The sequence below is a fragment of the Streptomyces sp. NPDC044064 genome (assembly GCF_056434245.1).
In genome coordinates this window covers 77,311-89,722 of sequence record NZ_JBWKFN010000015.1, presented here as the reverse complement: position 1 = coordinate 89,722, position 12,412 = coordinate 77,311, and the positions used below count along the sequence as shown (strand labels likewise).

13 protein-coding genes and 1 pseudogene are annotated in these 12,412 nt (G+C 70.7%); 2 read left to right on the top strand and 12 right to left on the bottom strand.

The annotated features are described in order from the left end of the window. Window positions 1-60 precede the first annotated feature (60 nt). The 8 genes from AC07DS_RS24300 to AC07DS_RS24265 form a co-directional block, all read right to left on the bottom strand. Window positions 61-705 (bottom strand): TetR/AcrR family transcriptional regulator, encoded by a 645-nt coding sequence (locus tag AC07DS_RS24300; RefSeq protein WP_479148459.1) that lies wholly within the window; start codon window positions 703-705, stop codon window positions 61-63. Window positions 706-716: 11 nt separating this feature from the next. After that, a complete protein-coding gene (locus AC07DS_RS24295; protein ID WP_479148457.1) occupies window positions 717-1,025 on the bottom strand; it encodes a DUF4229 domain-containing protein in 309 nt (102 codons plus the stop codon). Between the two features lie 75 nt (window positions 1,026-1,100). Then, complete coding sequence (locus AC07DS_RS24290; protein WP_479148455.1) at window positions 1,101-1,625, bottom strand: N-acetyltransferase family protein; 525 nt, start codon at window positions 1,623-1,625, stop codon at window positions 1,101-1,103. 4 nt (window positions 1,626-1,629) lie between these two features. Then, window positions 1,630-2,793 (bottom strand): aminofutalosine synthase MqnE, encoded by a 1,164-nt coding sequence (mqnE, locus tag AC07DS_RS24285; protein WP_145884865.1) that lies wholly within the window; start codon window positions 2,791-2,793, stop codon window positions 1,630-1,632. 131 nt (window positions 2,794-2,924) lie between these two features. Beyond that, window positions 2,925-3,380 carry an Lrp/AsnC family transcriptional regulator gene (locus AC07DS_RS24280; RefSeq protein WP_066995366.1) on the bottom strand — a complete coding sequence of 152 codons (456 nt, stop codon included), beginning with the start codon at window positions 3,378-3,380 and terminating at the stop codon, window positions 2,925-2,927. Window positions 3,381-3,450: 70 nt separating this feature from the next. After that, a complete protein-coding gene (locus AC07DS_RS24275) occupies window positions 3,451-4,125 on the bottom strand; it encodes a UbiX family flavin prenyltransferase (RefSeq protein WP_479148452.1) in 675 nt (224 codons plus the stop codon). A gap of 64 nt (window positions 4,126-4,189) precedes the next feature. After that, window positions 4,190-5,092 (bottom strand): menaquinone biosynthesis prenyltransferase MqnP, encoded by a 903-nt coding sequence (mqnP, locus tag AC07DS_RS24270; protein WP_479148450.1) that lies wholly within the window; start codon window positions 5,090-5,092, stop codon window positions 4,190-4,192. Further along, window positions 5,089-6,540 (bottom strand): menaquinone biosynthesis decarboxylase, encoded by a 1,452-nt coding sequence (locus AC07DS_RS24265; RefSeq protein ID WP_479148448.1) that lies wholly within the window; start codon window positions 6,538-6,540, stop codon window positions 5,089-5,091. The genes mqnP and AC07DS_RS24265 overlap by 4 nt, the downstream gene beginning before the upstream one ends. A gap of 76 nt (window positions 6,541-6,616) precedes the next feature. Here AC07DS_RS24265 and AC07DS_RS24260 point away from each other — a divergent pair. Together AC07DS_RS24260 and AC07DS_RS24255 are read left to right on the top strand one after the other, a co-directional pair. Next, window positions 6,617-6,928 (top strand): annotated as a pseudogene (locus tag AC07DS_RS24260) (PLD nuclease N-terminal domain-containing protein); the annotation flags it as partial. Between the two features lie 6 nt (window positions 6,929-6,934). Beyond that, window positions 6,935-7,816 (top strand): LysR family transcriptional regulator, encoded by an 882-nt coding sequence (locus AC07DS_RS24255; protein ID WP_479148446.1) that lies wholly within the window; start codon window positions 6,935-6,937, stop codon window positions 7,814-7,816. Here AC07DS_RS24255 and AC07DS_RS24250 read toward each other — a convergent pair. The 4 genes from AC07DS_RS24250 to AC07DS_RS24235 form a co-directional block, all read right to left on the bottom strand. Beyond that, on the bottom strand, window positions 7,713-8,660 hold the full coding sequence (locus AC07DS_RS24250) for a DMT family transporter (protein ID WP_479148445.1): 948 nt from the start codon (window positions 8,658-8,660) through the stop codon (window positions 7,713-7,715). The genes AC07DS_RS24255 and AC07DS_RS24250 overlap by 104 nt on opposite strands. A 101-nt stretch (window positions 8,661-8,761) precedes the next feature. Then, the gene (locus tag AC07DS_RS24245; RefSeq protein ID WP_479148443.1) at window positions 8,762-9,517 is read right to left on the bottom strand and encodes a hypothetical protein; all 756 of its coding nucleotides are present in this window, start codon (window positions 9,515-9,517) and stop codon (window positions 8,762-8,764) included. Then, window positions 9,504-11,105, bottom strand: coding sequence for a vWA domain-containing protein (locus AC07DS_RS24240; RefSeq protein WP_479148441.1), 1,602 nt, complete (start codon window positions 11,103-11,105; stop codon window positions 9,504-9,506). The genes AC07DS_RS24245 and AC07DS_RS24240 overlap by 14 nt, the downstream gene beginning before the upstream one ends. Beyond that, window positions 11,102-12,376, bottom strand: a complete 1,275-nt coding sequence (locus AC07DS_RS24235; RefSeq protein WP_479148439.1) for a hypothetical protein — start codon at window positions 12,374-12,376, stop codon at window positions 11,102-11,104. Before AC07DS_RS24235 ends, AC07DS_RS24240 begins: the two co-directional genes overlap by 4 nt. Between the last annotated feature and the right edge of the window lie 36 nt (window positions 12,377-12,412).

Here is a 12,412-nt window from a genome sequence, read left to right as displayed (position 1 = left end):
GCCGGGTGGGGGTGCATGGGGGTTGTTCGCACCCGGCAACGATGAGGACCCCGACGGCGCCTAGTCCTGCGGCGGAGCCCAGGGACGCCCCTGCATCAGATTGCCCAGACCCGACCAGGCGAAGTTCATCAGGGTGGACGCGGCCTCCCTGGCGGTGACGCCGTCCGTGGTGTTCGCCCAGGCGGCGAGGGACTCGGCGGCGCCGACCAGGGCCTCGGCCAGGCCTGCGACCTCGTGGTCACGGAGGTCGGGGTCCCGGTGGGCGGCACGGGCCGCCTCTGCGATCAGCTGGGTCACGAACGCGACGATCTCCTCGCGCATCGCGCTGACCTCGGCGGCGAAGCTCTCGCCGTGGGTGCGGGCCTGGAGGTGCAGCACGGACCAGCCGTCGGGGTGCTCGGCGGTGTGCGCGAAGAACGCCTGGAGCCCGTCCCACAGCTGGCGGTCGGCGGGCAGCCCCGCGCGGACCCCGGCCCGGACGGCCTGGGTGAGGGCACCGGCCTCGCGGCGGATGCAGGCGGTGAAGAGGTCTTCCTTCGAGTTCAGGTACAGATAGACCAGCGGCTTGGACACGCCCGCCAGCTCGGCTATCTCGTCCATCGAGGCGGCCATGTAGCCGCGTTGGCCGAAGATCCGCACGGCGGCATCGAGCATCTGCTGCTCCCGAACCGCCCTCGGCATCCGTTTGGTCTTCACGGCACCCATGAGGGGCAAGCCTAGTTGGGCGTGGCTGCCCCGCCCTGCGCCCGCGCGGAGTCGTCCGCCACGTCCTCCTGGCTGCGGTTGGCATCCAGGTTGGCCTTCATCCGGTCGACCCGGCCCACGATCTGCACGGAGGCCCGGTCCCGCTCCCTGCGCAGCACCACGAAGCTGATCGGCGCCGAGAGCACCAGAGCGAGCAGCATGACCCACAGGAAGTTGGAGTCGCCGAAGCCGCGCGGGAAGATCCCGGAGTAGACGGCTCCCCAGACGACCACGAAGCAGCCGGCGAAGATGCCGAGGCGCATCAGCGTGTAGCGGAGCATCTCAATCCACTCTTCCGATTCCAAATAGGGGCACCGTCCAGTGAAGCACGGTGTGGACCCGATCTTGCAGCGGGGTCAGGGCAGCGGCAGCAGCATGAAGATGTCGTCCCGGTCGTCGCCGGGCGCGACCCGGATCGCGCCGGGTATCCGGCCGACCTCCTTGTAGCCGCAGGAGCCGTAGAACCGCTCCAGGCCGAGGCCGCCCCGGCAGGTGAGCCGGATGGCCTCGATGCCGTCGAGGCCGCGGGCGGCGTCGGCCGCGGCCTCCAGGAGGTCGCGGCCGTAGCCCTTGCCCTGGTGCCGGGGGTGGACCATCACCGTGTACAGCCACACCCAGTGCCGCATCAGCCGGTGCGTGTTGCGGGTGAGGAACGCGGTCGCCACGACCGCGCCCGTCCCGTCCCGGCCCACCAGCAGCCGGGTGCGGCCCTCGGCCATCGCGACGAGGTGCCTGACCAGCTCGGGGCGTATCTCGTCCGTGGTCACCGGCGGCACGAAGCCGACCGAGCCGCCCGCGTTGGACACGTCCGCCCACAGCGAGAGCACCTCGTCCCTGAGGGCGGGCGAGACGGCCGGGTCCAGCTCGAACGACAGCGTCACCGGCTCAGACCCGCATGGGCTGCGGCGACTCCCGGCGCAGCGGGTCCGGGCCGTCGTACTCGCGGATGATCTCGTACCGGGTGTTGCGCTCCACCGGACGGAAGCCGGCGTCGCGGATCAGGTCCAGCAGGTCGTCGCGGGTCAGCTTGTTCGGGGTGCCGTAGTTGTCCGCGTCGTGCGTGATCTTGTACTCCACCACCGAGCCGTCCATGTCGTCGGCGCCGTGCTGGAGGGCGAGCTGGGCGGTCTGCACGCCGTGCATGACCCAGAAGACCTTGACGTGCGGCACGTTGTCGAAGAGCAGCCGGGAGACCGCGAAGGTCTTCAGCGCCTCGGCGCCGGTCGCCATCTGGGTCCGGGCCTGCAGCCGGTTGCGTACCTTGCCGTCCTTCATGTCCACGAAGTCGTGCTGGTAGCGCAGCGGGATGAAGACCTGGAAGCCGTTCGTCTCGTCCTGCAGCTCACGTAGGCGCAGGACGTGGTCGACCCGGTGGCGGGGCTCCTCGATGTGCCCGTACAGCATGGTGCACGGGGTCTTCAGACCCTTCTCGTGCGCCAGCCGGTGGATGCGGGACCAGTCCTCCCAGTGGGTCCTGTGGTCCACGATGTGCTGGCGGACCTCCCAGTCGAAGATCTCCGCGCCGCCGCCGGTGAGGGACTCCAGACCGGCGTCGATCAGTTCGTCGAGGATCTCGGAGGCGGACAGCCCGGAGATGGTCTCGAAGTGGTGGATCTCCGTCGCCGTGAACGCCTTCAGCGAGACGTCCGGCAGGGCGGCCTTCAGCTCCCGCAGCGAGCGCGGGTAGTAGCGCCACGGCAGGTTGGGGTGCAGGCCGTTGACGATGTGCAGCTCGGTGAGGTTCTCCGACTCCATCGCCTTGGCGAGCCGGACGGCCTCCTCGATGCGCATCGTGTACGCGTCCTTCTCGCCCGGCTTGCGCTGGAAGGAGCAGTAGGCGCAGGAGGCCGTGCACACGTTGGTCATGTTGAGGTGCCGGTTGACGTTGAAGTGGACGACGTCGCCGTTCTTCCTCGTCCGCACCTCGTGCGCGAGACCGCCGAGCCATGCCAGGTCGTCCGACTCGTACAGCGCGATGCCGTCCTCACGGGTCAGCCGCTCACCGGAGCGGACCTTCTCCTCCAGCTCGCGCTTGAGCCCGACGTCCATGCCAACACCTTTCCTCGACAGCCCGACCAACCGTACTCCCCGCCCTTCGGGCGGACGGCACCCCCCACACGGCGCCGAAAGCTCCCCCACCCTTCGGGCGGGCGGTACCCCCACACGGCGCCGAAAGCTCCCTACACCTCTTCGGGAAGTTCGCCGACCCGGTTCTCCCACTTGGTGGACAGCACGATCGTGGTGCGGGTGCGGGAGACGCCCTTGGTCCCGCTCAGCCGCCGGATGATCCGCTCCAGCCCGTCCACGTCGGCCGCCCGCACCTTGAGCATGTAGGAGTCGTCGCCGGCGATGAACCAGCAGTCCTCGATCTCGGGGAGTTCCTTCAGCCGCTGGGCCACGTCCTCGTGGTCGGCGGCGTCGGACAGCGAGATGCCGATCAGGGCGGTCACGCCGAGGCCGAGGGAGGCCGCGTTCACGGTGGCGCGGTAACCGGTGATGACACCGGCCGCCTCCAGCCGGTTGATGCGGTCGGTGACACTGGGTCCCGACAGGCCGACGAGGCGCCCCAGCTCCGCGTAGGAGGCCCGGCCGTTCTCCCTCAGGGCCTGGATGAGCTGCCTGTCCACCGCGTCCATGCGATCGAAGCCTTCCCCTGGAAAAGTTCTGACGTTGCTGAAGTGATGAGAGGTACTGCGACTTGCTCGGCTAACGGGCCGCTGAACCGCCGCCCAGATCGCCCTTCCAGCGCCGGTACAGACCGTGCCCGACGCCCGCCGCGTCCAGCACCCGCCCGGCGACGAAGTCCACCAGATCCTGGATGTGGGTCGCGCCCGCGTAGAAGGCGGGCGAGGCCGGCACCACACTCGCCCCCGCGTCGTCGAGTGCGACCAGGTGCCGCAGGGTCTGACCGTTCAAGGGGGTCTCCCGTACGGCCACGACCAGCGGCCGGCGCTCCTTCAGTGTGACGCTCGCCGTGCGCTGCAGCAGATCCTTGGACAGCCCGAGGGCGACACCGGCGACACAGGCGGTCGAGGCGGGCACGATGAGCATCCCCTTCGCCGGGTACGACCCCGAGGACGGCCCCGCCGCGAGATCCCCCGCGCTCCAGTACCGCACCGCGCTGACGTCCACGTCGAACGTCCCGGGCTTGCCGTCGGCGCCCCGGGCCAGCCATTCCCGCAGGTCCTCCTGCCAGTGCGCGTCCCGGAACGAGATCCCCGTCTCGTCCAGCAGCGTCAGCCGCGAGGCCCGGCTGACCACCAGGTCCACGGCCTCCCCGGCGTCCAGCAGCGCCCGCAGCACGGCAGCGGCATACGGCGTCCCGGAAGCTCCGGACACCCCCACGATCCAAGGCGCGCGCTGCGTATTTCCTGCGTTCACACCTTGAGCGTACCGGCGGACGAATTGGTGCTCAGGCCGGGCCACCCGCGGCACCGCACCGTACTCAGACAGTCAGCCCTCGAACCAGAAGATCCAGCAGCGCGCACACGAACAGGGCAATGCCGATGAAACCGTTGACGCTGAAGAACGCCCTGTTCAGACGGGACAGGTCATGCGGGCGGACGATGCGGTGCTCGTATCCGAAGGCGGCCGCGACGATCACCAGGCCCAGCCAGAAGAAGGCGCCGGCGTGGGTGCTCAGGGCGTACCAGACGAACAGGGCCGTGGTGACGGCGTGGCACGCGCGTGCGCCCCAGATCGCCGCCGGGATGCCGAAGCGGGCCGGGACCGACATGACGCCGGTCTCGCGGTCGGTCTCGACGTCCTGGCAGGCGTAGATCAGGTCGAAGCCGCCGATCCAGATGCCGACGGCGAGGCCCAGGATCACCGCGTCCCAGGACCACTCGCCGGTGATCGCGAGCCAGCCGCCGACCGGGCCCATCGCCTGGGCGAGGCCCAGGATGGCCTGCGGGAAGTTCGTGAACCGCTTCCCGTACGGGTAGACCACCATCGGGATCACCGCGATGGGGGCCAGGGCCAGGCAGAGCGGGTTCAGCAGGGCGGCCGCGCCGAGGAAGACCGCCAGGGCGATCAGGGCGCCGGTCCAGGCGTGCTTCACCGACATCGCGCCGGTCACCAGCTCGCGGTGTGCCGTCCGCGGGTTCCGGGCGTCGATCTCGCGGTCGATGATCCGGTTGACCGCCATGGCGAAGGTGCGCAGGCCGACCATGCAGACGGTGACGAGGAGGAGCCGTCCCCAGTGGATGTTCCGGTCCCACTGGAACATCGCGGTGAGGGCGGCGATGTAGGCGAAGGGGAGCGCGAAGACCGAGTGCTCGATCATCACCAGGCGCAGGAACGCCTTGGTGCGTCCCGGCTGCGGGAGTGCCGCGGAGGCGCTGCTCACAGGCCGTACTCCTTCCAGCGGCGGTCCACCAGGGCCGCCGTATCCGGGTCGGACTCCACCATGTCCGGCCATCCGCCGTCGCGCGTGTAGCCCTCCTCGGGCCACTTCTTCGTCGCGTCGATGCCCGCCTTGCCGCCCCAGAACTGCTGGTAGGAGGCGTGGTCGAGGTGGTCGACGGGGCCTTCCGCGACGGTCAGGTCACGGGCGTAGTCCGTGTTGCCGAGGGCCCGCCAGGCGACCTCGTGCAGGTCGTGCACGTCGCAGTCGGAGTCGACGACCACGATCAGCTTGGTGAGGGACATCATGTGGGCCCCCCAGATCGCGTGCATGACCTTCTGTGCGTGCTTCGGGTACTTCTTGTCGATCGAGACGATCGCGCAGTTGTGGAAGCCGCCGGCCTCGGGCAGGTGGTAGTCGACGATGTCCGGGACGATGATCTTCAGCAGGGGCAGGAAGAAGCGCTCCGTGGCGCGGCCGAGCGGGCCGTCCTCCGTCGGGGGCCTGCCCACCACGATCGACTGGAGCAGCGGGCGCTTCCGCATCGTCACACAGTCGATCTTCAGCGCCGGGAACGGCTCCTGCGGCGTGTAGAAGCCGGTGTGGTCGCCGAAGGGACCCTCGGGGAGCATCTCGCCGGGCTCCAGCCAGCCCTCAAGGACGACCTCGGCGTTCGCGGGGACCTGGAGCGGGACCGTCTTGCAGTCGACCATCTCGATGCGCTTGCCCGCGATGAACCCCGCGAAGAGGTACTCGTCGATGTCGCCGGGCAGGGGCGCGGTGGAGGCGTAGGTGACGGCAGGGGGGCAGCCGAAGGCGATGGCCACCGGGAGGCGCTCGCCGCGCCGGGCCGCCACCTGGTAGTGGTTCCGGCTGTCCTTGTGGATCTGCCAGTGCATGCCGATGGTGCGCCTGTCGTGCCGCTGGAGGCGGTAGAGCCCGAGGTTGCGGATCCCGGTCTCCGGGTCCTTGGTGTGGGTGAGCCCCAGGTTGAAGAAGGAGCCGCCGTCCTTCGGCCAGGTGAACAGGGCCGGGAGCCGGTCGAGGTCCACGTCGTCGCCGCGCAGGACGACTTCCTGTGCGGGCGCTTCCTTCACCTTCTTCGGCGGCACGTGCGCCATCGCGCCCAGCTTCCCGAACGCCTCGCGCACGCCCACGAACCCGTGTGGCAGCTCGGGCCGCAGCAGCCCGCCGATCTTCTCGGAGATCTCGCCGTACGACTTCAGGCCCAGCGCCTTCAGCAGCCGCCGGTCGGTCCCGAAGACGTTCATCGCGAGGGGCATCGCCGAGCCCTTCACGTTCTCGAAGAGCAGCGCCGGTCCCCCGGACTTCTGCACCCGGTCGACGATCTCCCCGACCTCCAGATACGGGTCGACCTCGGCCTTGATGCGCTTGAGGTCTCCCTCGCGCTCCAGCGCCCTGAGCAGGGAGCGAAGATCGTCGTAAGCCATGTGTCCCAGTATCTGTCACCCGCTAACCTGGGCCCGCCACCGGGGCCCACTCACCTGTCGGAAAGAGCGCACACCGATGCTCAGGTATCTGCCGTTCCTGCTGGTCCTGGCGTTGTGGATCTACGCCTTCGTGGACTGTCTGAACACTCCCGAAGAAGAGGTGCGCCACCTGCCGAAGGTGGTTTGGGTGATCATCATCCTGCTGTTCGGCGAGGTGCTGGTGGGCCCGGTCGCCTGGCTGGTCACCGGCAAGGTGCGGCGCGCCCCCGGGGCGGGCTCCGCTCCGTCCCCCTTCCCGGCGGGACACCGCGGCGCCGCCGCCTGGGTCGCCCCCGACGACAACCCCGAGTTCCTCAAGTCCCTCGACAAGGACGACCCGAAGAGCGACTGACACATGGAACTCCGGCTGCTCGTCACCTTCGAGAAGGTCGCCACGGTCCTGAGCTTCACCCGTGCGGCGGCCGAACTGTCGTACGCGCAGTCCAGCGTGACGAGCCAGATCCGCGCCCTGGAGTCCGACCTGGGCGTCGAGCTGTTCGACCGGCTCGGCAGCCGCATCAGGCTCACCGAGGCGGGCGGGCGGCTGCTGCCCTACGCCCGGCAGATCATCGAGCTGGCCGAGGAGGCCCGGGCGGCCGTCACCGGTGCCGAGGAGCCGTCCGGCACCCTCACGGTCGGCACCATGGAGTCCCTGACCTCCTACCGGCTGCCTCCGCTGCTGGAGTACTTCCACCACCGCCACCCGAAGGTGCGGCTCGCCCTGCGGACCACCATCGGCGACGAGACCCGGCGGGCGCTGCGGCAGGGGACGTACGACGTCGGTTTCCTGATGGAGGAGGAGACCCGGCATCCGGGTCTGGAGAGCGCGGTGCTCGCGGTGGAGCCGCTGGCGCTGGTCGCGGCGCCCGGACACCCGCTGGCCGGACGGCCGGTCACGACGGCCGACCTGACCGGGCAGGCCCTGCTGGCCACCGAGCCCGGCTGCGCCTACCGGGACCTGTTCGAGCGGGAGCTCACCGCGCTGAAGCCGGTGGAGTTCATGGAGTTCGGCACGATCGAGGCCACCAAACGCGCGGCGGCGGCCGGCCTCGGGACGGCACTGCTGCCCGAGGTGACGGTCGCCGCCGAACTCGCGGAGGGCTCCCTGGTACGGCTCGGCTGGGAGCCTCCGTTCACGCTTCGCACGCAGCTGGCGTGGCGGTCCGGGAAGCGGCTTCCGGCTCATGCGCGGCTGTTCGTGGAGCAGGCGCGGCGGCTCGTGGCCGAGCAAGGGTGACCTTCAGGCTCGCCGTCACGATCAGCGGGACGCCCAGCGCCTGGACGAGGCCGATGTGGTGGCCGTACACCGCCCAGTCCATCACCATCGCGACGGCCGGGTAGACGAAGGCGAGTACGGCGATCTTCGCGGTGGGCAGCTGGGCGTAGGCGGCGTACATGAGCACGTACATCACGCCGGTGTGGATGAGGCCGAGCCCGATCAGCCAGCCCCAGTCCCAGCCTGTGCCGGCCATCGCGCCGAAGTCGGTGAACGGGAGCAGCAGCGGGATGCCGACCAGGACCTGGACGAGGGCGATCAGATGCGGGCGCACGCCGGTGATCCGCTTGGTGACCAGGGTGGACAGGCCGTAGAGGAGGGCGGCGAGCAACGCCTGGCCGATGCCGGTGAGGTAGGCACCGCCGCCGGTGAAGTCTGCGGGGGTCACGCCGGAGACCAGGATCAGGCCCGCGAAGGCGACGGCGATCCAGCCGACACGGGCGGCGGTGAGCCGCTCCCGGAAGAGGAGGGCGCCGAGGAGGACCACGTAGAAGGGCTGCGTGTGGTAGACCACGGTGGCCACGGAGATGGACGTGTTCTCGTACGACTGGAACAGCAGCACCCAGTTGAAGACGATGAACACCCCGCCCAGGACGGCGAGTCCGAGGGTGCGCGGGGTGAAGCCGTGGTCCCGCAGCCAGCCGCGTGCGACGACGTAGCCGCCGAGGGCGAGGGCGCCGAACAGGACGCGGAAGAAGACGACGTCGAAGGGCGGGGCGCCCGATTCGACGACGAAGACGCCGAGGGTGCCGGACAGCATCATCGCGGTGGTCAGCTGGGCCGTGCCCTTGTGCTCTGAGGTCATGCCCGGAAGCTACGAGCGGCCGCCGATACCGGTCCACGGGCTGGTGGGGCGTCCTGCCGATGGGGGCATCGGCGGTGCCGATGGGCGCAGGTCGGACGCCCTCACTGGAAGACGGCCACCGGGTACTGCAGCACGACCTCGCGGGTGCCGGAGCGCCAGCTCGTCACCTTGCCCAGGCAGTGTGCCTGGAACTCGCCCTCGGGCAGCTGCCGGTCCGGGGTGCGCAGCCCCTCGACGCGCAGGACGACCCTCAGGTGCGCGGCCTGCTCGCCGTCTCCGTAGGGAGCCCGCATCACCAGCGTCTCGCCCCGGGTGCCCTGCGCCTCGAACCGGCCGGTGATCATGACGAACTCGCCGATCTCGCTGAGTACCACCTCGTCGGCGGCCCCGTCCGCGAGCAGGGCCCGGTTCGGCGTGACCGTTGCGGAGTCCCGCCGCAGCCGCACCCGGACGAGCGCGTCCCCGCGCTGCAGGACGGACAGCAGCAGGCCGATCACGGAGATCGGCTCGCTGTTCTCGACGTACTTGGCGACGACCTCGGTGGTTCTGCCCCCGGTCAGCTGGAACAGCAGGGACACCATGGGAATCACCGCCAGACAGCCGGTGTTGCGGACCCGCCGCTCCTCGACCTCCCGGCGCAGCGCCGACCGGTAGTTGCCCATCTTGAACAGGCTCATGACGGCGTCGTTGTCCAGGTACAGCGGAAGGTAGCTGGGGTCCTCGGGTGCCTTCCTGGCCCGCCGGACGGCCTGCCGTACGACGAGCGCGGCCAGCACGAGCAGGCCGGCGAAGGCCGCCAGCCACCATGTCATCGCGCCCCACCAGGCGCTCCACCAGGTGCCGTCAAGAACAGCCACGGATCTCCTTGAACGCGCCGGACAGGGACGAGCCGTCGGCGTCGACCATGCGGCCGCCGGTCACCGAGGCGACCTGCCGCAGTTCCGCCGCGTCGGCGTCCCCGAAGTGGACGGGATAGGTGTGCACCGCGCGGGCCTCGGCGGGGCGGGCCCGGTAGCGGCTGACGAACGTGGCGCGGTCGATGCCCGCGTTGCTCTCGCCGTCGGTCATCAGCACGATGGACACCGCCCGCCCGGGGTCCTCGCGCACGGCCCGTTCGGCGGTGGCGTAGCCGTGGTCCAGGGCGGACCAGACCGCCGTGGAGCCGTCGTAGCCGCCGTCGGCGACGAAGTCCGCGAGCCGGGTGAGGTCGGCCGCGCCGTGGACGGTGACCGTGCGCTCGTCCAGGGGCCGGCCGCCGAAGCGGACCGCGGTCAGCCGCTCGCCCTGGTAGAAGCGGACGAACTTGGCCACGGCCGAGGAGTCCGCCCCGCTCAGACCCGCGAACGCGGCGCGCAGCGCGGTCGTACGGGCGCCGCGCATGGAGTCGGAGAAGTCGAGCAGGAAGATCACCTGGTCGGCGGCGCGGCGCCGGGGGTCTCCGTAGTCGTCCAGGAGCCGGTCGAGGACGGCCGGGTCGTCGGGGAAGTACAGCGCGTTGTCCAGGGGCGCCCGCAGCCGTTCGTCGCGGTGGACGGCGGTGTCGACCGGGCGGCGCAGGGTGCGCCGCATGATGTCCCGCTGGTGGCCGGCGTCCGTCAGCCACTCCACCACCCGGTCGTAGGCGTCCCGGCGGGCGGGGTCGAGCAGGAGCAGCGGGTAGTCGGACAGGACCATGCCGTCGGCGGGGTGCACGATGTCGAGCGGCTGCGCCAGCCGTCCGGAGGCGTTCAGGGTCAGCAGTTCGGACTCGTAGGTGATCAGGGCGTTGGTGCGGCCGGGGCGGCGGGCGAAGGCGTCGAGCAGGTCGTGGGAGGTCGCGGCGGTCAGGGTCTGGCCGGAGCGGAAGCCGCGCAGCCGGTCGCAGCTGACGTCCTCGGGGCGCAGGGCGCCGCCGGTGCCGGCCGCGGCGGTGGCGACACCGACGAGGGCGGCGAGGCCGCTGTTGCTGTGCCGGGGGTCGGCCATGCCGAAGCGGACGGTGCCGGTGGCGGCGGCGTCGGCGATGTCCGCCCAGGAGACGCGTCCGCCGGGCGCCTTGGGGCGCAGCCGGCGTGCCACGTCCTGGGTGAGGCCGACGACGACCGGCGAGCGCATGATCGAGGTGCGCTGCACGCCGGTGGCCGGGGTGGCCCCGGCGGGGGCCTGCTTCGCCCGGAGCCGGAGGTAGCGGTCGGAGGAGAGCCAGGCCAGGTCGTAGGAGTGGCGGCCGGTCAGCAGCGTGTCGCCGGCGTCGTTGGTCGGTTTGTAGTCCATGTCCAGGCGGACCCCGGTGTCCTCGCGCAACTGGTCCAACAGCGGTTTCATGTCGGCGAGTTCGTCGCTGGCCAGCACGCGCAGGGTGGTGTCGGGGCCGCTGCCGCCGCCGGAACAGGAGACCAGGGCGGCGAGGAGGATCAGGCAGAGGGCGAGGGTGAGGGGCCGGGCGCCCGCGTGGCGTGCGGTCACGGCGCCTCCCCGCCGGCCGCCGACTGCGCGACCGGGGCGCAGTCCCCGACCACCTCGATCATCCGCTCCAGCAGTTCGAGGCGGGGCAGCACTGCCTTGGTGTCGTCCGCAGAGAGGACGGGTGCCTGGATGTGGCGGACGCGCAGGAACCGGCTCAGCGCGTCGCTGGTGGAGGCGGCACCGGCGGCGTCCCGGACCCGGAAGCCCAGCTCCATCGCGCGGTTCTGCAGGGCCGGGTCGGTGGTGATCAGGTCGCCGAGCCGGCTGCCCTCGGGGGTGAGCGCGATGAGCTGCGGTTCGGTGACGGTCTGCGCCGTCGGGTAGAGCAGGACGCGCTCGCTGTCGACGTGGCCGGAGTCCGCCTGGGCGGCGAGCTGGTGGGCCAGGAACTGGTGCTCGTAGATGACCGCGATCGGGGAGATGCTCTTGCCCTCGGCGGAGACGTAGGTCTCGTTCTTCTCCGAGGACGGCATGCCCTGGTCGTTGAGCAGCAGCCGGATCCGCTCGGCGAAGCGGGTCGCCTCGGTCGCGTTCTGCGGGATGTTGTCGTGGTTCCACACGTAGGAGACCAGCCCCAGGTACGTGCCGGCGGAGTTGGCCTCGCAGATGTCGGAGGTCTGGGCGAGCACCTTGTTTCCGTTGTGGATGCCGTGCCGCTCGACACCGAGGCCGTCCCAGCGCCGTCCGTCGGCGGTCGTCCGCAGGAACTTCTCCATGTCGAGCGAGTAGTAGAGCGGCTTCGCCCCGGCGGGCACGCCCGGCAGCGGGGTGGCGATCCCGGCCTCCTGCAGCGTCTCGGCGTACTCGCGGTAGGTGCCGAGCACGATCGGGCTGACGAACGGGCGGTACGTCGTCGCCGGGCGGCCCTCGGCCGCGCGCCGTTTGGTGATCAGGTCGGCGGCGGGCTGCCCGGAGGGGAAGACCACGTCGTAGCTGTCGTAGTTCTGGGCGGCGATGCCGCGCGAGCCCATGCGGGTGATGTGCACCCGGAAGCCGTGCCGCACGAGCAGCCGCTGGACCTCGGGATCCTCGAAGTAGTCCGCCTTCGAGGCCATCTTGGCCTCGATCGTGACGATGCGGGTGAACGGCAGGGTGACATGCCCCTGGACGAACACCACGAGCGCGCAGAGCGCCGTGGCGGCCGCGACGGCGCGCGGGGCCAGCCGGCGCACCCGGGAGCGCCGGCTGGGCAGGACCGTCGGAGCGCCGACCTTCAGGCGGGGCTCACCGGTCTGACGAGGTCTGTCGGTCTCTGTTCTCTGAGTGGCCACCCGGTACTCCTGCGTGAGCGGGGGCAGGATCGTCCG